Origin of the sequence: Enterobacter cloacae complex sp. 309I3 (genome assembly GCF_050031595.1) — a bacterium.
Taxonomy (GTDB): domain Bacteria; phylum Pseudomonadota; class Gammaproteobacteria; order Enterobacterales; family Enterobacteriaceae; genus Enterobacter; species Enterobacter cloacae.
Window position 1 is genome coordinate 186,779 of the sequence record NZ_JBLGWI010000001.1, and the last position, 19,018, is coordinate 205,796.

The following is a 19,018-nucleotide window of genomic DNA, read 5'->3' on the forward strand; positions in this document are numbered from 1 at the left end:
TTACGCTCCCCAGATGTCGCGGATTTGCGAATGGAAGGCCTCGGCCACCTGCGGTGGATTGGCAGCGCCTGCCAGTGCGCGACCGGCGATAAAGGCTTTGACGTTGATCTGCTTAAACAGCGGCAGGTCGGCCGGGGTGATGCCGCCAGTGACGGACAGCTGCAAACCAATGTCGGAGAGCGCTTTCATTCGGGCGAGATCTGCCTCACCCCACTGCTGACCGCTGGCCTGCGCGTCGCGTCCCCGGTGGTAGATGGCCTGCTTCACGCCGATGCGGTGCCAGGCGCGGGCATCATCCAGCGTCCAGTTGCCAAACAGCTCCATCTGAATTTCCCCACCGCAGCGCATCGCCACCGCGTGACCTTTTTCAACCGTGGCCAGCGGCGCAGCGCAGATGATGGTCATCCAGTTCGCGCCTGCGCCAAACGCCTGCTCTGCCAGCGTTTCTCCGGCGTCGGCCACCTTCCAGTCCGCCACGAGGGTTTTCCCTGGACACTGCTCGCGTAACGCACGCACGGCGTTAAGCCCTTCGGTCAGACATAAAATGGTGCCCGCTTCGATAATATCGACGTGATCGGAAAGCCTGGCGACATCGCGCTGGGCAGCCTGAAGTGAGGTGTGGTCGAGCGCCAGCTGCAGTAATGGTCGGCTCATAGGTCGTGCTCCTTAACACGGGCGTGATAACCCTGTAGTGCTGAAATCAGTAACTGGTAGCGCTGATACTTGCGCTGATAGGCCGCATGGGCGTGCATGTCGGGTTCAATGACCCGAATGTCGTGTCTGAGCGCGTGCTGCGCTGCGTAAAAATCGGCATAAACGCCGGTGCCGACCAGGGCGGCCAGCGCCGCGCCGGAACAGCCAGTCTCTTCCACCTGCGGGAGCGCAATTGCCAGACCGCTGACATCCGCCAGCATCTGCATCCATACGTCAGAGTGGGTCGGGCCGCCGGTGACGCGCAGTGCCTGTACGTCGGTAAAGCGTTCGAGCATGCGGTTTAGATGGGTCATATGGCTGAACACCACGCCTTCGTAAACTGCCTGTAAAAGATGCGCGCGAGTGTGCAGCGCCTGCATGCCGTAGAAACCGCTCGTCATCTCCAGCCCGGCGTTGCTGCCATAGAGAAACGGCAGAAATAACAGATCGCTTTCGGCTTTCGGCAGGCTGTCCACGGCGCGGTTGATCTCGCTGAAAGACATTTCTCCCCACTGGGCGGTCAACCACTCAAGGTTGCCGGAAGAGGTGGGGCTGGCTTCGTGGACGATATACTGCTGCGGGTGGACGTAACGCCCATAGACATAGGGATGCGGTTCGTTGTCCCGAAGCGCATTGGCAATCCCGCTGGTGACGGCCCAGGTGCCCATGACGGCGTTCAGCGTATGTTCGTCGTGCAGTCCGGCACAGATCGCGGTGGAAACCACATCAAACAGCCCACCAACGACGGGCGTTCCCGTCGCGAGACCGGTAAGTGCGGCAGCCTGAGCGGTGATTTCCCCGCAGATTTCTGCTGAACCGACAACGGGTGGCAGAGCGTTGTCGATTTCACTGATACCCAGCCAGCGCGTGAGCTGCGGATCGTACTGGCCGGTGTTCATGTTGTAGAGATTGGATTCAGAGATGTTGCTCTCTTCGCAGCCTTTTACGCCGGTGAGGCACCAGCGCAGGTAGTCGTGTGCCATCATCACGCAGCCAATCTGCTGATAGCGTTGTGGCTCATTCTCTTTGACCCAGCGCAGAAGAGAGGCCGGATGCCCGGTCCAGAGCGTCTGTCGCGTGTGCGGATAGAGTTTTTCGGGAATACCGTCCTGCTGCCAGCGCTGCACGATGTCCAGTGCCCGACGGTCTGAGGAGAGCATCGCATTGCCCAGAGGACGATCCTGTTTATCGAGAAGAAACAGCCCCTTGCCCTGCGCTGAAATGCCCACGCCTTTGATCTGCTCGCCGCTAACCCGGGCGTTGTTGAGCAGAAGAGCGACGGTGGTGTGACACTGCTGCCACAGCTGGTTCATGTCCCGCTCCGCATAGCCTGCTCGCGGGCTGAGCGTGGCAACCGTGCGGCGTTCAATACAGACCTCTTTGCCCTCGCGGGTGTATAAACCGGCTTTCAGATAAGTACCGCCACAATCGATACCCAGCCAGAAGGGTTCTTTTTCACTCATCTTTGACTCTCTCGTCTTGCTTCCTCTCCCCGTGGGAGAGGGCGGGGGTTCTCGTCTTGCTCCCTCTCCCTGTGGGAGAGGACTGGGGTGAGGGCATCAGGCCGCACGCTTATGCGGATTCACCGTAGGGTTAGGCTCCGCACCGGCATCGCACTTCGCCGGTAGAAGCAGGGCCAGCAGAGAGGCCAGTGCCAGTGACACCGCCAGGCAGTAAACTCCCGCATCTTTGCTGTACAAGGTGATCAGCACGCCGACCGCATAAGGGCCACAGAACCCGCCGAGGTTACCCAGGGCGTTAATCACACCCCGCGCACCGCCTGCCATCTCCGCGCTGAACAGGCGTGCCGGAATGGTCCAGAACACGCCCGCCGCCGACTGCAGGAAGAACCCACACCCCACCAGTGCGGCGTAGGCCAGCCAGGTATGCTCTTTCAGCGCCACGGAGAGGAACATGCAGAGCGCAAAACCAATCAGCGGCAGGGAGACAAACAGTTTGCGCTTACCGGTACGGTCAGAGAGCGAAGAGAAGAGGAACATACCCGCAATGGCCCCGATATAAGGCAGGATCGCGAGCACGCCTACCTGGCCGATGCTGGTGTGCGTGAGCTCTTTGAGAATGGTGGGTAGCCAGAGGGTGTAACCGTAAATGCCGGTCTGGTAGAAGAAGTTCAGGGCAATCAGCTGCCACATGGTTTTGTCGGACAGCACCGCGCTCAGCGAGGCGTTTTTCACCTCTTTACCGGCAATGGCCTGCTGTTCTGCGGCCAGGGTTTTGACCAGATAATTTTTTTCCGCTTCAGAAATCCAGCGTGCTTCCTGCGGGCGGTCGTACACCGTGAAGGCCCACAGCACCAGCACAACGATGGACATCAGCCCTTCAATGATGAACAACCAGCGCCAGTCGAGTGCGGTAATAATCCAGCCCGACAGGGGCGCGGTGATGATCCCGGCAATGGGGACGAACATAATCACAATCGCATTGGCGCGACCGCGTTCGGCGTCAGGGAACCAGTTACTGATCATCGTCAGCACAACCGGCAGCATCCCGCCTTCTGCTACCCCGAGTAAGAAACGCAGCACCAGCAGTTGATACTGGCTGGTGACGAGCCCGGTCAGGACCGAAATCACCGCCCAGGCGACCAGCGACCAGCCGATAAATTTCTTCCCGCTACCATGAACGGCAATCTTGCCGCCAGGCACCTGCAAAAACAGATAGCCAATAAAGAAGATCCCACCCGCCAGGCCTGCCATGGTGGCAGAAATACCTAACTCTTCATCCATACCGCCGGGCATGGCAAAAGCAATATTCACACGGTCCATATAAGAAATAATGCAGGCGATAAGAATCGGGGGAATAATTCTTAGCCAGCGCTGGCGCGGAATGTCCGCATGTAGAGCTTGAGTAGACGTATTCATATTTAATATCTCAGTGTAGGTAACCGGAATAAGATTTTTTTATTGTTATTGCGTTGCTTTTTTCATTTGGCTAATGCCGTCTCGCAAAATATCGATGCGATGGCTGATATCAGCATTAGCATTTATTTCCAGTAATTTAATACCGGAAAATTTCAATGTTGCGGCGCTCGCCGCAGTAAAGAGTGCTTTTGCATGTTCAGTGGTCAGCAAACTGTCGGCACAGTACGATGAAAACGGTGCGTGCAGATCCTGCCATTCACCATACTCTCCGCAGATGGTGGTGCCGGAGAACATCAACGCGGCCAGTTTTCCGGCCTGAAGGGCGGTCTGAACGTGCTCAACCGGAAGCGTGGTGTTGCGCCCTTCAATGGCTGAGCGCGCCCAGTTAATACAGATGCTGATATCTGTCTCTTTTATCACCTCCAGCACCTGCTCTAAGGGTAAAAATCCCTTACGCGGTGCGGGACCGGTCATGGCATCGCAGTGTTCAAGCACCAGATCGCAGGACCAGTCCCAGCCCGCGATTTCACGAATGGAACGGGCGAACGCCTCGATAGCCTGCTCGACTGAAGCATTGCCCGCCTGCGGTGCGGCCTGCATCTCCAGGGCAATGACTTTCCCGGGATAACGGGCGTTAACCGCAGCAATCTTCTGCTGCAGATGGCGGTAATATTCCACGCACGCTTTACGCTGATCTTCATCGGCGGAGGCCAGGCCAAACGCACCGTTTGTGCCACGGCGACGCATGGTTTCCATCACTGCCGTGACGACGATTTGCCAGTCTCCAGGCGTATGGCGGAACAGCCATTCATCCCCATAAGGATGGAGATGTTCAAGGCAGGGTTGTTCCAGCCCGCGAATGTGTGGCGTGTCAGAAAGTTCCCGCCAGAAGGTTTGTTCTTCTTGTTCCCCTTTCTGGTGAAACGAGGGTGCGCAGGGGTACGCACCAATAATAAAACCGGTGTTGGTCATTTCGCGTTCCTGTATTTATACCCGTCATACTTCAAGTTGCATGTGCGTTGGCTGCGCTCGTTCACCCCAGTCACTTACTTATGTAAGCTCCTGGAGATTCACTCTCTTGCCGCCTTCCTGCAACTCGAATTATTTAGGGTATATCAGAAAATTAATCTAATTCGCTGATTGCCACTTTCACCACAATTTTGCGAATTGCAGTTTCCTTGTTTTTAATACAGGCAGGACGGTGTACATCCTGCGGGAAAAATATGGCATAACTGCCAGGTACCATTTCAATGAACGATTCATTTTCACTGTTGTGATAAAAAATAATATCCCGTTGTTCCAGTAATGATTCGCTGATGTTGTTATTGCCGGTATCGATAGCAATACCGATTTTTTCTTCACCCCACGCCAGAAATTGAATATCAAGATAGCGGCGATGCACTTCGGGGCGATTCTCATGCGGCTCTTTGGTGGTCAGGTCGAGGATCTGGGCAAAGAGGTTGCGCCCCTCAATTTCAACGACACCCGGTTTTAGCATGCTGAAATCCGTGGTACGCAGAAAATCTAACGCTTTTTCAATCGCCCGCGGCAGGCGACACGGATTTGGCTGTGAAATATGTCCGAATATCATGGCCCACTCCTTACAGCGCCTGGATTTTCGCCCACACGCTGTCGTCAATGGTGATGCCGTTGCGGCGGTTCTCTTCAAGCAGTCGCGTAAATTCATGCCCCGGCAGACGGACAGCGACGTTTTCGTCTGCCCGCTCGGCGGTGGTGATGAAGTCCATAATACGCTGCAGTTTGGCATCGCGGGTTGGGCCGTCGATCAGGCGGTCGACCTCGATGGCGATAAAGATCTGCGACACGCCATACTCGTCGCTGTTGTCCTGGGTAACTTCCGCCACGGAGGAGCCGTTAGAGAGCAGGGTGGCGATCATGTCGAGCACAATCGATAAGCCGGAACCTTTCCAGTAGCCCATCGGCAGAATGCGGCGGTTTTTCTCAATCACGCCAGGCTCTTTGGTCAGATTGCCCTCGTCGTCGAATCCGCCGTCGACCGGTAACGTGCGTCCGGCCAGTCGGTTCACTTCCAGCATGCCGTAGGAGAACATTGACATCGACATATCGACCATGGTGATTGGGGAGGAGGGGATCGCCACGATCAGCGGGTTGGTGCCGATGCAACATTCTTTTGACCCCCACGCGGGCATCACCGCAATGGAGTTGGTCCAGCAGATCCCGATGTAGCCCTTCTCTGCGGCTTGCCAGCCATAGCTCCCTCCGCGCATCCAGTGGTTAGCGTTACGCAGCGCAACCAGACCGATACCGTGATCGGAGGCCAGTTCGGTGGCGCGATCCATCATTTTTTTCGCCGTCAGGTTACCGATGGCGCGTTGGGCATCCCACTGTTCGATGGCCCCTAATGTGGTCACCCGTTTTGGCTGGGCATCAGGAATGATGTCGCCCGCGTCCAGTTGCTGAATAAAACGCGGGAAGCGGTTCACGCCGTGGGAATAGACGCCAGATTCCGTGGTGCTGGCAAACATCTCCGCGCAGGCATCCGCCGTTTCTGCTTTTACACCGCGATCGAGCAGAACCCGATTGAACGCTGCTTTCAACTCTTCGAATGTCACTTTCATCCCTGTTCTCCTGTTCTTCGTAGGGGCAAGTGCGAGTGCTTTTTTATCGCTAAATTTCACTATGCGAAATCTGATTTCAAATATAGCGATCAAATTTTGCCAGATCAACGACATTCATGATTTTCAAAATCGATTAAAATCAACTGGTTGTGTTTTTTCTGTTGAGATCGTGAACTGAACCACACTTTGCGCTACCATCAGGGCGCGATAAAAAGGAGCCATGGGATGAGCATGAAAGAGAGCGACATGACGCAAGAAAAAGAGAGGCCAGCAGGTAGCCAGAGCTTGTTTCGCGGTCTGATGCTGATTGAGATCCTCAGTAACTATCCGAACGGCTGTCCTCTGGCCCATTTATCGGAACTGGCCGGGCTGAATAAAAGCACCGTGCACCGGTTACTGCAGGGATTGCAGTCGTGCGGGTACGTCACCCCGGCACCGGCGGCGGGCAGCTATCGTCTGACCACCAAATTTATCGCCGTCGGGCAAAAGGCGCTGTCGTCGCTGAATATCATCCACGTGGCTGCTCCGCATCTTGAGTCGCTGAATATCGCCACCGGCGAGACGGTGAACTTCTCCAGCCGCGAAGACGATCACGCGATCCTGATTTATAAGCTTGAGCCGACCACCGGTATGCTGCGCACGCGCGCCTATATCGGCCAGCATATGCCGCTTTACTGCTCGGCAATGGGCAAGATCTACATGGCATTCGGTCACCATGACTATGTGGCGAGCTACTGGGAAAGCCACCAGGATCAGATCCAGCCGCTGACCCGCAACACCATCACTGAACTGAGCGCGATGTATGACGAGCTGGCGGAAATCCGCGAGCACAGCATGGCGATGGATAAAGAAGAGAACGAGTTGGGGGTCTCCTGTATCGCGGTGCCGGTGTTTGATATTCATGGCCGCGTGCCGTATGCGATTTCAATTTCGCTGTCGACCTCCCGCATGAAGCAGATTGGCGAAAAAAATCTGCTTACACCTCTGCGTGAAACGGCGGACGCGATCTCCAGAGAGCTGGGTTTTAACGTGCGCGAGGGATAACAGATGAACCGGTTCATCATGGCGGATTCGGCAAAATGCATCGGCTGTCGCACCTGCGAAGTGACGTGTGTCGTGTCGCATCAGGACGCCATCTCAACAGACGCCTTTACGCCCCGCATTCGGGTAGTCAAAGGGGACGCTTTCACCACGGCGGTGGGTTGCCATCAGTGTGAAGATGCCCCTTGCGCGAATGTCTGCCCAACGCAGGCGATTCGCCGTGGCGAGGGAGCCTGGCAGGTTGAGCAGGCGCGGTGTATTGGGTGTAAACGCTGTATGGTGGCGTGCCCGTTTGGGGCGATGCAGGTGCAATGGGCAGGAGATACGCTTCAGGCGCTGAAATGCGATTTATGCGCGCACCGCGCGGACGGACCGGCCTGTGTGGAAGCCTGTCCGACCCACGCGCTGAGCTGTGTCGATCCCGCCAGATTACGCACCGAGCGGTTGCGTCATCTGGCGTAGGTTCTTACTGGGCGTCTTCGCGCCAGGCGAATTCGATCTCTTCGGCGAGAATTTTTACCCCGGCTTCGATTTTTTCCGGATCGGGCACGTAGTTCATACGCATACATTGATGCGTATGCGGCCACGGCTTGTCCAGCCCCGGGAAGAAGTAATCACCCGGCACCATCAATACGCCTCGCTTCTTCAGGCGCTGATAAAGCAGCTCGGTGGTGATCGGCAGATCTTTAAACCACAGCCACAGGAAAATTGCCCCTTCAGGTTTGTGGATCAGGCAGCGTTCTTCCGGTAAATAGCGGCGAAGTATGGCAATCGTCTCCTGAACGCGCTGATAATAGAACGGCTTAATCACGTCATTAGACAGGCGCAGCAGATCGTTGCGTTTAATCATTTCGCACATCATCGCCGGGCCAATACCGCCAGGAGAAAGGCTGATAATGCCGTTCATGTTGGTAATGGCGGTGATGATTTTTTCATTGGCGACGATGATCCCGCAGCGGCTGCCCGGCAGGCCGAGCTTGGAGAGGCTCATACACAGGACGATGTTCGGGTTCCACAGCGGGCGTGCTTCGCTGAAGATAATACCCGGGAACGGCACGCCATAGGCGTTATCGATCACCAGCGGGATGCCATGCTGATTTGCCAGCGCATCCAGTTTCATCAGCTCGTCGTCGGTGATGACGTTGCCCGTTGGGTTGGTTGGACGTGATACGCAGATCATGCCCGTCTCTTCACCAATGTGCAGATGTTCAAAATCGACGTGGTATTTGAACTGACCTTCCGGCAGCAGCTCAATGTTCGGGCGCGCAGAGACGAACAGATCCTCTTCCAGACCGGAATCGGCGTAGCCGATATACTCCGGTGCCAGCGGGAACAATACTTTTTTGGTGGTGCCGTCGGCGCGACGTCCTGCGAAAAGGTTAAACAAGTAGAAAAACGCGCTCTGACTGCCGTTTGTCAGTGCAATATTCTGCGGTTCGATATCCCAACCCAGCTCTTCACGCAGCATGTCGGCGAGGAGTTTCAGCAGTTCGGTTTTACCCTGAGGGCCGTCGTAATTGCAAAGCGCATCGGTTGCTTTGCCGTTTTCCAGCATCTGAGTGAGCAGCGTCTGGAAATAGGTATTCATCTCCGGGATTTGAGCCGGGTTTCCGCCGCCGAGCATGATGGCGCCCGGTGTGCGCAGCCCGTCGTTGAGGTCCTCCATCAGGCGGGTAATGCCTGAATGGCGGGTAAATTTGTCGCCGAAAAGTGAAAACGTCATAGCAGGTGATCTGTCGAGCTTGTTTTGAAAGTGGGTAACCATAACGCTAGCACCGTGCGGGTGCAAATCGGCTGGTGTGGTCGGATTTGTGGTTTTATGTGGCGGGTGTGGATTTTTGTAGTGATTAGTTCTGGTGAGTGCCCCTCACCCCGGCCCTCTCCCACAGGGAGAGGGAGAAAACCGCGATGAGGGGGCTATTGGTTCCCCGCCCAGACGACCATGACTTTATCGCCATCATGTTCACGTACGAATCCATACCCCTCTTTCAGCGAAAGCGTGGTTTGCTTGCCTTCACCTATCGCCGGATGGCGGGCGCGGAACTGACCCAGCGTTTGCCAGTGGGCGACGGTTAACGCCTGTTTGCCCGTCACATCCTGCCAGTTCATATCCGAGCGTGTTCCCTGCAGAGGGTCGGAACCCGTCGGCCCGAACGGACGCTCTGATTCATCCCCATAATAGATTTGTACGCTGCCTGGCGCTAACAGCAGCAGTTCTGCCGCGCGCTGGCCCCCTTCGCGGAACAGGCGGGTGTCATGCGAAGAGAGATAACTCAGAACGTTAAAGCTTTGCAGTTTTTCCGCCATCTGCTGCCAGGTCAGATCGATATCGGCCAGGCAGTTCACCGCTTTTGCCGCCTGCTCCTGATAATCGAAGTTAATCATCGCATCGAAGCCGTGGCGGTAATAATCGCTCTGCATGACTCCGTGGCCCCAGGATTCACCCGTCATCCAGAACGGCGCATTGTCGAGCTTTTTGTCCGGGTGAGCACCTTTCCAGGCCGCCAGCGCCTGGCTTGCCTGGTCCTTCAACTGCTGCCAGGCCGCCAGCTCCACGTGTTTTGCCGTATCAACACGGAAACCGTCAATGCCATACTCGCGTACCCACTGGCTGAGCCAGTGGGTCAGGTAATCGCGCGGGGTGTATCCCGGGATAGCTTTTGCCTGGGTATCGGGCTTGTGCTGATAGAAGTTTGGCAAACCGGACGGCGTGGTGGATTCCGTTTTCAGGTCGGGTAAAAACGCCAGTGACATGGTCAGGTCGTCAAAGCCCGGGTTGTCGTAATCGCCAATATCGGTGCGGATCCATTTTTTACCCCACCATTTTTCCCATGCGGCTTTATCGCTGAAGTTGATGTAATCATTAAAGCTGTGCCAGCTTTGTCCCGTGCCCGGCTTCCAGTCGGTCCAGCGTGCACCCAGCGTTTTCTTCAGCTCATCACCCTGCAGATAGAGCGCGCCAAACTGGTACTCCTGCATGTCGGCAAGCGTTGCGTAGCCCACATGGTTCATGACGATATCGAACAGAATGCGGATGCCGCGCTTGTGCGCTTCATCGACGAGATGACGTAAATCATCTTCGGTGCCCATGTTGGCATCAAGCCTGGTCCAGTCCTGCGTGTAGTAGCCATGGTAGGCATAGTGGGGGAAATCCCCTTTGGTGCCACCGCCGACCCAGCCGTGGATCTGCTCCAGCGGGGAGCTTATCCAGAGCGCGTTTACCCCCAGTTGCTGCAGATAATCAAGCTTGCTCGCAAGCCCTTTCAGATCGCCGCCGTGGAAAGTGCCAATCTCCTGCATGCCGTCTTTGTGGCGGCCATAGCTATTGTCATTCGTGGGGTCACCATTCACGAAGCGGTCGGTCAGCACGAAATAGACCGTAGCGTTTTGCCAGCTAAACGGCGCGGGTTTGTCGGTTTCGGCGCGCTCAAGCAGTAGCAGGCCGTTGCTGTTGGCGGCAGGCTGAAGGGTAATTTTTCCTTGCTGCACCGTCGCGGTTTGTTTGCTGTAGAAATCTCGCACCACGGAGCCTTCCGGGAAGGTGTTTCCCACCTCCAGCGTCAGGGGTTTTCCATCCCATTTTGGGCACTGGCGGATAACGTTTGCCACCGGTTGTTCTGCTGCGCTCTTGATGGTCAGCATCAGGGTTGGCGTGCCGGAACGGGTATCGACACGCATCTGGTACTCTCCGTCGCGGAACAGACGCCACTGCGGCGGCGTGCCGTCACACGGTTTGAGCGACAGCATCTCGTTGAGTTTTATCGCTTCTGTTGGCTGCCAGCACGTGTTGTCAAAACTCACTGTTAAAGGACGCGTACCCTTCGCAAGCTTTGCCTGGCTGGTGAACATTCCGGTGCCTTCGGCGCTGAATGCGTTAAATCCCGGCGATGACCAGTCAGCGTGTGCCAGTGCGGGTAACATCAGAAAAGCTACGGCGGTGCGTTTCATTCCATCTTCCTGTCGCGGCATTTTTGACCAGTGTGCCATCAGGTGAGGCGTAAAAACTCATCCCCCGGCGCTTTCTACAAGGATGACGCGAGAGGATGAGTGATCCCGCGCAAAATTAGGCAGTTATCTGCGAGATCGCACACAAATTTTCAGAATTGATGCTTAAGTGAGCACGTTTCAGGTGACATAGTTTCGGAATTGGACTATTTCTATACGTGCTCTTGAAGTCTATTTTTGATATGATTTGAGATTCCGCTCTCAAATTTGTGAAAAAAATAAGGTGTTGGAATGTTTATATCCGACCAGGAGACCTAATGATATCGACTCCCATTCGACGATATGGGGCCGCGATACTCATGTTACTCACCACGACATTTTCGGGTGGGGTGCTTGCAAAGACGCACACGGATACAACGAGTAAGAAAGCCCACGTAATAAAGACGACAAGCAGTAAGGTTAGCAGTAAACAAGAGTATTCTCGCAATAGTGCAAAGAGTAGTTCACTTCCTGATTTGCGAAAATACCCTTCCGGAACACCAAGGAAAAAAGCGTTTCTCCGGACAGTAATGCCTTACATCACAAGTCAAAACGCCGCGATTACGGCAGATCGTAACTGGTTGATCGCCAAACAGTACGATAGCCGCTGGACGCCGTCCGAGCGAGCGCGCCTGAAAGATATCGCAAAGCGCTACAAAGTGAGCTGGAACGGTAACACCCGTCGTGTGCCGTGGAACTCGCTCCTTGAGCGTGTCGACATCATCCCGGGCAGCATGGTTGCGACAATGGCTGCAGCCGAAAGTGGCTGGGGCACCTCGAAGCTGGCGCGCAACAACAACAACCTCTTCGGCATGAAGTGCGTGAAGGGGCGTTGTAAAAATGCGCCGGGCAAGGTGAAGGGCTACTCGCAGTTTGAATCGGTGAAAGATTCAGTAAATGCCTATGTGGTAAACCTGAACACCCATCCGGCCTACTCGTCGTTCCGTAAGTCACGCGCACAGCTGCGTAAAGCGGATCAGGAAGTGACGGCCAGTACGATGATCCACAAGCTGAAAGGTTATTCCACCCAGGGTCAGCGCTATAACAACTATCTGTTTGCGATGTACCAGGATAACCAGCGACTTATCGCCGCCCATATGTAATCCCAATAACGCCTTCCACTGGAAGGCGTTTTCTTTTCTACATCATGACTTCGCTGTGGCGTTCCCGATACTCTTTCGGCGTGTTGTCATACTCTTTACGGAACACCGAATAAAAATACTGCAGCGACGGATAGCCGCACATCTGCGAGATTTCGTTGATCGACAGCGACGTGGAGATGAGCAAACTGCGCGCTTTCTCCAGCTTCTCTGCGTGAATGACCGCATGAATGGTTTCGCCCACTTCCTCTTTAAAACGCTTCTCCAGATTTGAACGGGAAATACCCACGGAATCCAGCACCTGATCGACCTTGATACCTTTGCAGGCGTGGTTGCGGATAAAGTGCATCGCCTGAATGACTGCCGGGTCGTTTAAGGAGCGGTAATCCGTTGAGCGACGTTCTACCACGCGGACCGGGGGAACCAGCAGGCGCTGAAGCGGCAGGGATTCGTTATCCAGCAGACGATGCAGTAATTTTGCGGCCTGATACCCCATCTGTCGGGTGCCCTGCGCCACTGAGGAAAGGGCCACGCGAGAAAGGTAGCGGGTAAGCTCTTCGTTATCGATGCCAATCACGCACAGCTTCTCCGGCACCGGAATGTGCAAATGTTCGCAGACCTGCAATACATGGCGCGCACGGGCGTCCGTCACGGCAATAATGCCGGTTTGCGGCGGCAGCGTCTGCAGCCAGTCAGCCAGACGGTTTTGCGCGTGCTGCCAGTTTTCCGGCGCGGTTTCCAGCCCCTGATAGACCACGCCGCGGTACTTCTCCTGGGCGACAAGCTGACAAAAGGCGTGTTCGCGCTCAACGGCCCAGCGCTTGCCGCTGGAGGCTGGTAAACCATAGAACGCAAAGCGATGGACGCCTTTCTCCTTTAAATGCAGAAACGCGCTTTCGACCAGGGCATGGTTATCGGTGGCGATATAGTGGACGGGAGGATAGTGCTCGGGCGAATGGTAAGAGCCGCCGACGCCCACAATCGGGACGTCGACGTCAGTCAGTAATTGCTCAATGACCGGGTCGTCATAGTCAGCGATGACGCCATCGCCCAGCCAGTCTTTGATGTTCTCGAGTCGGGTGCGGAAATCCTCTTCGATAAAGATATCCCACTCAGATTGCGACGCCTGCAAATATTCACCAACGCCCTCTACCACCTGTCGGTCGTAAGCTTTGTTGGCATTGAATAACAACGTAATGCGGTGACGCTTTTCAAACATGGCTCGCTTCCCAAATAAGTCACAATACGGTTATCAGGTACGCCGCTTGGTGGCAGAGTCCATCCAGACTGCCAGCAAAAGAATGGCCCCCTTGACGATATACTGCCAAAACGTCGGGACGTCCATCATACTCATCCCGTTATCCAACGAAGCCATGATAAATGCCCCCATCACCGCGCCCGCCACGCTGCCGACACCGCCTGCGAGGCTGGTACCGCCAATGACGCAGGCGGCGATAGCATCCAGCTCGGCAATGTTTCCGGCAGACGGGGAACCCGCCCCGAGACGCGAGCTGAGGATCAACCCGGCGATAGCAACCATCAGGCCGTTAATGGCAAAGACCGCCAGTTTGGTGCGCTCTACGTTAATGCCTGACAGACGGGCGGCCTCAAGGTTACCGCCGATGGCGTAAATACGGCGGCCAAACGCGGTGCGCGTGGCCATAAACATGCCGCCCAGCAGCAGGAGGGCCAGCAGGAGAACTGGCGTAGGCACGCCGCGATAGTCATTCAGGAGCCAAATCGCGCCGAGCACGATCACCGCAGTCAGTGCCTGACGTCCCACCACGGATGTTGATGGGGAGGAGGCCAGCCCCAGCGACTGACGGCGCATACGGCCAAGCCATTGCCAGGCCACGAACGCCAGCAGCCCGACCACGCCGATGGTAAAGCCCACGCTGTCGGAGAGGTAGCTCTGACCAATCTGCGACATGGCGGCGCTGGTGGGAGAGACGGTGGTGCCGTTGGTGATGCCAATCAATACGCCGCGGAAGGCCAGCATTCCTGCCAGAGTAACAATGAACGACGGGACCTTCCGGTAGGCAACCCACCAGCCGTTCCAGGCACCCAGCACCAGCCCTAATACCAGCGTCACCGCCACGGTCAGCGGCAGCGGCCAGCCGAGCCAGACGTCAAAAATGGCCGCGACGCCGCCGAGCAGGCCCATCATCGACCCCACCGACAGGTCGATTTCCGCCGAAATAATGACGAAGACCATGCCCACGGCCAGAATGCCGGTGATGGCAGTCTGGCGCAGCAGGTTAGAGACGTTACGCGCGCTCAGGTAGGAGCCATCGGTCATCCAGGTAAAAAACAGCATGATGGCGATAATGGCCGCGATCATCACGAATACCTGCAGGTTCAGCGCTTTTAACCCCGCGAATGCGCCGGGCGTCTGAACAGCGACTTTGATATCAGACGGATTGCTTTTCGACATGACGTTCGCTCCTTAAAGCGGCTTCCATCACCTGCTCCTGCGTCAGGTTCTGGTTAATCAGATTGGCTTTCAGTTTGCCCTCGTGCATGACCAGCACACGGTCGCTCAGGCCGAGCACTTCGGGTAATTCAGAGGAGATGACAATGACGGCGATCCCTTGCTGTACAAGCTGATTAATCAGTTTGTAGATTTCGTACTTCGCACCGATATCAATGCCGCGCGTCGGCTCATCCAGGATCAAGATGCGTGGATTGAGGAGCAGACAGCGCGCCAGAATGGCTTTTTGCTGGTTGCCTCCGCTCAGGCGTCCAATGGCCAGTTCCGGTGAGGATGTTTTCACTTTGAGGCGGGCGAGAGATTGCAAAATGCACTGCTGCTCTGCGGCATCATCAAGGCTGCTCAGCGCGCCGGAGAACTGATCGAGTGCCGCGAGCGTGATGTTTTTACCCACCGCCATTACCGGCACGATGCCGTCTTTTTTGCGGTCTTCCGGCACCATGGCAATTCCGTGGGCAATTGCCTGCTGGCAGTTGTCGATTTTCACCGGCTTGCCATCAATATAAACCGTGCCTTCCCAGCGCCCTGGCCAGACGCCGAACAGGCACTGCACGGCTTCAGTACGTCCGGCGCCGACGAGCCCGGCAACACCGAGAATTTCACCCCGGTGCAGGGAAAAGGAGATGTTGTTTACGCGTTTGATATGGCGATTTACCGGGTGCCACGCTGTCAGGTTTTCTACGCGTAACACTTCATCACCCGTTGTGTGAGGTTCATTCGGGTAGAGCGCCGTCAGTTCGCGGCCCACCATCATGGTGATGATGTCATCCTCGCTCATGCCTTCGGCTTCGCGTGTGCCGATGTGTTGACCATCGCGGATCACGCAGATGGTGTCCGAAATGGCTTTGACCTCGTTGAGTTTGTGAGAAATGTAGATGCAGGCGATACCGTGATTTTGCAGATCGCGGATGATATCCAGCAGGACGGCCGTTTCCTGTTCGGTGAGAGAGGCCGTGGGTTCGTCGAGGATCAGCAGCCTGACCTGTTTGTTCAGCGCCTTAGCGATTTCAACCAGCTGTTGCTGCCCCAGACCCAGGTCTCCCACGCGGGTATCCGGCGAAATGGCCAGACTGACCTGCGCCAGCAGTTTTTCACAGCGTAGCGTCATGGTGTCGTAATCCAGCACGCCGTGGCGCGAAATTTCGGCCCCGAGGAAAATGTTCTCCAGCACGGTGAGATGCTTCACCAGCGCCAGCTCCTGGTGGATGATGGCGATACCCTTACGTTCAGTATCGCGAATGTGGGTGGCCTGAATGACCTCGCCGGCAAAGACAATTTCACCTTCGTAGCTGCCATGCGGATAGATCCCGCACAACACTTTCATCAGCGTCGACTTACCCGAACCGTTTTCGCCGCAGAGCGAAACCACTTCACCAGGATTTAGCCGCAGGCTCACGTTATCGACCGCTTTCACCGCGCCAAAACGCTTGGTGATGCTCTTCATTTCAAGTAAATAAGGCATAACTGCTCCACATGACCCGAGGTAAAAACAGTACAAGTCGATGCGCCCCCGCAGGGCAGGGGCTGCGCTGGATTACAGTTCACTCTTCTTGTGGAAACCGTCTTTAATAACGGTGGCGTCAATGTTCTCTTTATTGACTTCAATTGGCGTGAGCAGGCGTGCCGGCACATCTTTCAGACCGTTGTTCAGCGTCGCGTCGGCTTTCGGTTGTTTACCGTTCCCCAGCTCTACGGCGATCTCTGCAGCCGTGTTGGCCAGTTCAGTGATGGGCTTATACACCGTCATGGTCTGGGTGCCCGCAATGATGCGTTTTACACCGGCGAGATCCGCATCCTGGCCTGAAATGGCCACTTTCCCGGCCAGCCCCTGTGCACTCAGCGCCTGAATGGCCCCCCCGGCGGTGGCGTCGTTGGAGGCGACGACGGCATCAATTTTGTTGTTATTCGCAGTTAGCGCGTTTTCCATAATTTTCAGCGCGTTTTCAGGCAACCAGCCGTCCGCCCACTGATCGCCAACCACTTTAATCTTGCCGCTGTCGATATACGGCTTGAGGACTTTCATCTGACCTTCGCGGAACAATTTGGCGTTGTTATCCACCGGTGAGCCGCCCATCAGGAAATAATTGCCCTGCGGCACTTTATCGACCAGGCTTTTTGCCTGCAGTTCGCCCACTTTTTCATTGTCGAACGAAATATAATAATCAATGTCCGCATTATTAATCATGCGATCATACGCCAGAACTTTAATCCCTTCTTGCTTCGCTTCTTTCACGACGTTACTTAATACCTGGCCGTTATAAGGGATAATGACCAGTACATCAACGCCACGGTTAATCATATTCTCAATTTGCGACATCTGCGTTTCTTCGTTGCCATTTGCAGACTGCACAAACACACTTGCGCCAAGTGATTCTGCTTTTTTAACAAAAATATCGCGATCTTTTTGCCAGCGCTCCAGACGCAGGTCGTCAATCGCCATGCCAATTTTGACCTCTTTGGCATGTCCTGCAAAGCTTGCAAGGAGGAGAGTAGTGCAGAGCGTTAGGGTCAGGTTCTTTATCTTCATAATTATTAGGCCTTTTGTAGGGGTATGTGTTGCTGAGATAAAAGAAACATTCACTGCTTAGACGCAGCAAATTTTTAACGCGGAAAGGCGGGCTGGCAATTACAGATTTTTATCTTCTCATTACGATATTTGGTTTATTTCTGAATTTATGACCGCGATCGGATTTTAAAATACGTAAAGTCTTAATTACATTTGATTATGGAATCTGCGCCGAAAAATAGTTTGCTTGCGCATTATTTTGCGAGCCAGCGCACAGTTGCGCATTCTCTCAATAGCAGTGTGAAATAACGTAATTGAGCAACCCAAAATGTCTATTCACTATTACTCCTGTATCAACGACTCGCCGCATACCCTGATTATGGAGCTCAATATGCAAGCTTATTTCGACCAACTCGATCGTGTTCGTTACGAAGGCCCGAAAACGACCAATCCTTTAGCATTTCGTCACTACAACCCGGATGAGCTGGTGCTGGGTAAGCGCATGGAAGATCATCTGCGCTTTGCCGCCTGTTACTGGCATACCTTCTGCTGGAACGGCGCCGATATGTTCGGTGTGGGTTCCTTTGACCGTCCGTGGCAACAGCCGGGAGAGGCTATCGAGCTGGCGAAACGCAAAGCGGATGTGGCATTTGAATTCTTCCACAAGCTGAACGTGCCGTATTACTGCTTCCATGACGTGGATGTGTCGCCGGAAGGCGCATCGCTGAAAGAGTACCTGAACAACTTTGCGCAGATGGTGGATGTGCTGGCGGCGAAGCAGCAGCAAAGTGGTGTGAAGCTGCTGTGGGGCACGGCCAACTGCTTCACGAACCCTCGCTATGGTGCCGGGGCAGCAACTAACCCGGATCCGGAAGTGTTTAGCTGGGCCGCCACGCAGGTCGTGACCGCAATGAACGCCACGCATCAGTTGGGCGGCGAGAACTATGTTCTGTGGGGCGGACGTGAGGGTTATGAAACCCTGCTGAATACCGATCTGCGTCAGGAGCGCGAGCAGATTGGCCGCTTCATGCAGATGGTGGTTGAGCATAAGCATAAAATCGGTTTCCGCGGCACGCTGCTGATTGAACCGAAGCCACAGGAACCAACCAAGCATCAGTACGATTACGACGTCGCGACCGTGTACGGCTTCCTGAAGCAGTTCGGCCTGGAAAAAGAGATTAAAGTTAACATTGAAGCCAACCATGCCACCCTGGCGGGTCACTCTTTCCATCACGAAATTGCGTCTGCCATTGCGCTGGGCATCTTCGGCTCGGTCGATGCTAACCGTGGTGATGCGCAACTGGGCTGGGATACCGACCAGTTCCCGAACAGCGTGGAAGAGAATGCGCTGGTGATGTATGAAATTATCAAAGCGGGTGGTTTCACTACCGGCGGCCTGAACTTTGACGCCAAAGTGCGTCGTCAGAGCACCGATAAATACGATCTGTTCTACGGCCACATCGGCGCGATGGATACCATGGCGCTGGCGCTGAAAGTCGCTGCGCGCATGATTGAAGACGGTGAGCTGGATAAACGTGTCGCGAAGCGTTATAGCGGCTGGAACAGTGAGCTGGGCCAGCAAATTTTGAAAGGCCAGTTATCGCTTGCGGAAATCGCGAAGTACGCTGAACAACATCAGCTGGCGCCGCAGCATCAGAGCGGACACCAGGAACTGCTGGAAAATCTGGTTAATCACTATTTGTTCGACAAGTAAAAACGTAGGC

At 55.2% G+C, this 19,018-nt stretch carries 16 protein-coding genes; 4 read left to right on the forward strand and 12 right to left on the reverse strand.

Annotated elements, in window-relative coordinates:
• The 6 genes from ulaD to yiaK form a co-directional block, all read right to left on the reverse strand.
• Positions 1-654, reverse strand: a complete 654-nt coding sequence (gene ulaD / locus ACQG22_RS00895) for a 3-keto-L-gulonate-6-phosphate decarboxylase UlaD (protein ID WP_095907215.1) — start codon at positions 652-654, stop codon at positions 1-3.
• The gene (locus ACQG22_RS00900; protein ID WP_284954012.1) at positions 651-2,156 is read right to left on the reverse strand and encodes an FGGY-family carbohydrate kinase; all 1,506 of its coding nucleotides are present in this window, start codon (positions 2,154-2,156) and stop codon (positions 651-653) included. Before ACQG22_RS00900 ends, ulaD begins: the two co-directional genes overlap by 4 nt.
• Before the next feature lie 96 nt (positions 2,157-2,252).
• Positions 2,253-3,572 (reverse strand): MFS transporter, encoded by a 1,320-nt coding sequence (locus ACQG22_RS00905; protein ID WP_029881926.1) that lies wholly within the window; start codon positions 3,570-3,572, stop codon positions 2,253-2,255.
• 45 nt (positions 3,573-3,617) lie between these two features.
• Positions 3,618-4,544 (reverse strand): DUF4862 family protein, encoded by a 927-nt coding sequence (locus tag ACQG22_RS00910; protein WP_038418394.1) that lies wholly within the window; start codon positions 4,542-4,544, stop codon positions 3,618-3,620.
• A gap of 151 nt (positions 4,545-4,695) precedes the next feature.
• Positions 4,696-5,163: a YhcH/YjgK/YiaL family protein gene (locus tag ACQG22_RS00915; protein WP_029881928.1), complete on the reverse strand. Its 468-nt coding sequence runs from the start codon at positions 5,161-5,163 to the stop codon at positions 4,696-4,698.
• Between the two features lie 10 nt (positions 5,164-5,173).
• Positions 5,174-6,172 carry a 3-dehydro-L-gulonate 2-dehydrogenase gene (yiaK, locus tag ACQG22_RS00920; protein WP_369706788.1) on the reverse strand — a complete coding sequence of 333 codons (999 nt, stop codon included), beginning with the start codon at positions 6,170-6,172 and terminating at the stop codon, positions 5,174-5,176.
• Positions 6,173-6,397: 225 nt separating this feature from the next.
• On the opposite strand from yiaK, the gene yiaJ reads away from it, so the two are divergent.
• Positions 6,398-7,216, forward strand: coding sequence for an IclR family transcriptional regulator YiaJ (yiaJ, locus tag ACQG22_RS00925; RefSeq protein ID WP_097536152.1), 819 nt, complete (start codon positions 6,398-6,400; stop codon positions 7,214-7,216).
• Positions 7,217-7,219: 3 nt separating this feature from the next.
• On the forward strand, positions 7,220-7,675 hold the full coding sequence (locus ACQG22_RS00930) for a 4Fe-4S dicluster domain-containing protein (protein ID WP_284954014.1): 456 nt from the start codon (positions 7,220-7,222) through the stop codon (positions 7,673-7,675).
• Positions 7,676-7,679: 4 nt separating this feature from the next.
• Here the strand turns inward: ACQG22_RS00930 and avtA are convergent, their stop codons facing one another.
• Both avtA and ACQG22_RS00940 read right to left on the reverse strand, forming a co-directional pair.
• Positions 7,680-8,936, reverse strand: a complete 1,257-nt coding sequence (gene avtA, locus ACQG22_RS00935; RefSeq protein WP_108453725.1) for a valine--pyruvate transaminase — start codon at positions 8,934-8,936, stop codon at positions 7,680-7,682.
• A gap of 194 nt (positions 8,937-9,130) precedes the next feature.
• Positions 9,131-11,161 (reverse strand): alpha-amylase, encoded by a 2,031-nt coding sequence (locus ACQG22_RS00940; RefSeq protein WP_058661798.1) that lies wholly within the window; start codon positions 11,159-11,161, stop codon positions 9,131-9,133.
• A 314-nt stretch (positions 11,162-11,475) separates the two neighbouring features.
• Between ACQG22_RS00940 and ACQG22_RS00945 the strand changes: the two genes are divergently transcribed.
• Positions 11,476-12,300 carry a protein bax gene (locus tag ACQG22_RS00945; protein WP_014830204.1) on the forward strand — a complete coding sequence of 275 codons (825 nt, stop codon included), beginning with the start codon at positions 11,476-11,478 and terminating at the stop codon, positions 12,298-12,300.
• Positions 12,301-12,337: 37 nt separating this feature from the next.
• Here ACQG22_RS00945 and xylR read toward each other — a convergent pair whose 3' ends face one another.
• The 4 genes from xylR to xylF all read right to left on the reverse strand — a co-directional run bounded on the left by xylR (position 12,338) and on the right by xylF (position 17,315).
• Positions 12,338-13,516: a D-xylose utilization transcriptional activator XylR gene (xylR, locus tag ACQG22_RS00950; RefSeq protein WP_014830205.1), complete on the reverse strand. Its 1,179-nt coding sequence runs from the start codon at positions 13,514-13,516 to the stop codon at positions 12,338-12,340.
• A gap of 33 nt (positions 13,517-13,549) precedes the next feature.
• Positions 13,550-14,731, reverse strand: coding sequence for a xylose ABC transporter permease XylH (gene xylH, locus ACQG22_RS00955; RefSeq protein ID WP_369706789.1), 1,182 nt, complete (start codon positions 14,729-14,731; stop codon positions 13,550-13,552).
• On the reverse strand, positions 14,709-16,250 hold the full coding sequence (locus tag ACQG22_RS00960; protein WP_013094962.1) for a xylose ABC transporter ATP-binding protein: 1,542 nt from the start codon (positions 16,248-16,250) through the stop codon (positions 14,709-14,711). The genes xylH and ACQG22_RS00960 overlap by 23 nt, the downstream gene beginning before the upstream one ends.
• A gap of 72 nt (positions 16,251-16,322) precedes the next feature.
• Complete coding sequence (gene xylF, locus ACQG22_RS00965; RefSeq protein WP_013094963.1) at positions 16,323-17,315, reverse strand: D-xylose ABC transporter substrate-binding protein; 993 nt, start codon at positions 17,313-17,315, stop codon at positions 16,323-16,325.
• 370 nt (positions 17,316-17,685) lie between these two features.
• Between xylF and xylA the strand changes: the two genes are divergently transcribed.
• Positions 17,686-19,008, forward strand: a complete 1,323-nt coding sequence (xylA, locus tag ACQG22_RS00970; RefSeq protein WP_014830210.1) for a xylose isomerase — start codon at positions 17,686-17,688, stop codon at positions 19,006-19,008.
• Positions 19,009-19,018: the final 10 nt, after the last annotated feature.